At 36.4% G+C, this 752-nt stretch carries 2 protein-coding genes; both read right to left on the bottom strand.

The genetic code is table 11. From position 1 onward, the window contains the following. Positions 1-29: 29 nt before the first annotated feature. Positions 30-302, bottom strand: coding sequence for a type II toxin-antitoxin system RelE/ParE family toxin (locus ACFO8Q_RS04340; protein WP_380024514.1), 273 nt, complete (start codon positions 300-302; stop codon positions 30-32). Further along, positions 295-582 carry a type II toxin-antitoxin system Phd/YefM family antitoxin gene (locus tag ACFO8Q_RS04335; RefSeq protein ID WP_380024513.1) on the bottom strand — a complete coding sequence of 96 codons (288 nt, stop codon included), beginning with the start codon at positions 580-582 and terminating at the stop codon, positions 295-297. Before ACFO8Q_RS04335 ends, ACFO8Q_RS04340 begins: the two co-directional genes overlap by 8 nt. Between the last annotated feature and the right edge of the window lie 170 nt (positions 583-752).

Below are 752 nucleotides of genomic sequence, written 5' to 3'. Positions count from 1 at the left end.
TTTTACCAGTTTTCTGCTCAGGTGTATTTTTATTTTTTAGACAAATTCAAGGCTTTTTGAACAGACTCTATATAGAACACTAAGTAGTTTTTTACAGGCAACATTCTGTATTCAGCTTCAAGTGACTGTATGGGTTGATACACCCTGCAAGAGTAAGGAAACTGCTGAAGCCTTGATATAGAATTGTCAAGTGCATCAACCAAATCCATTGCAGCCTTTGGTGCTTTAAGGGTATCGGCAATATAGTCTGTAATATCCCTCAAATCCTTTTGTGCCAAAGGCAAGTATTTCAGCTTATGCATTATCCTCATCCATCTTGTCAGCAAGCCTTTCCTTTAAATCAGAAAACACTTCTTCATGCGAATATCGTTTATCAGTGGACTTGGCTTCCAGTTCCGCTTCTTTTAGCTTAAAATAGATTTCACTTTCAAACAGCTTGCGTTCATAGGCTTCAATGCTCATAACAACCATGTCACCATAACCATTCTTTGTCAAGAATACAGGTTCTGCTGTTTCATGTACCAACCTTGAAATATCAGCAAAATTATTTCGTAAGTCTGAAACTGGTCTAATATGCGGCATATAATCACCCCTTAATTAGTTTATCGTAATATTATCATAATTATGATAAGTGGTCAATTAAATATTGCTTCTTATCAACCGCTTCATGAACATCCATTTAAACATGAAATCGGAATGTGGATAACTCAAGCCTGTGGATAACCTGTCTGTGCCACGCAATTTCATTTTGA

Source organism: Effusibacillus consociatus (assembly GCF_042652925.1).
Taxonomy (GTDB): Bacteria; Bacillota; Bacilli; order Tumebacillales; family Effusibacillaceae; genus Effusibacillus; species Effusibacillus consociatus.
This window is presented reverse-complemented; position numbering and strand designations above follow the sequence as displayed.

Excerpts from the sequence above, each read along its gene's own strand:
- ACFO8Q_RS04340 (WP_380024514.1), bottom strand. The coding sequence starts at position 302 with ATGCATAAGCTGAAATACTTGCCTTTGGCACAAAAGGATTTGAGGGAT.
- ACFO8Q_RS04335 (WP_380024513.1), bottom strand. The coding sequence starts at position 582 with ATGCCGCATATTAGACCAGTTTCAGACTTACGAAATAATTTTGCTGAT.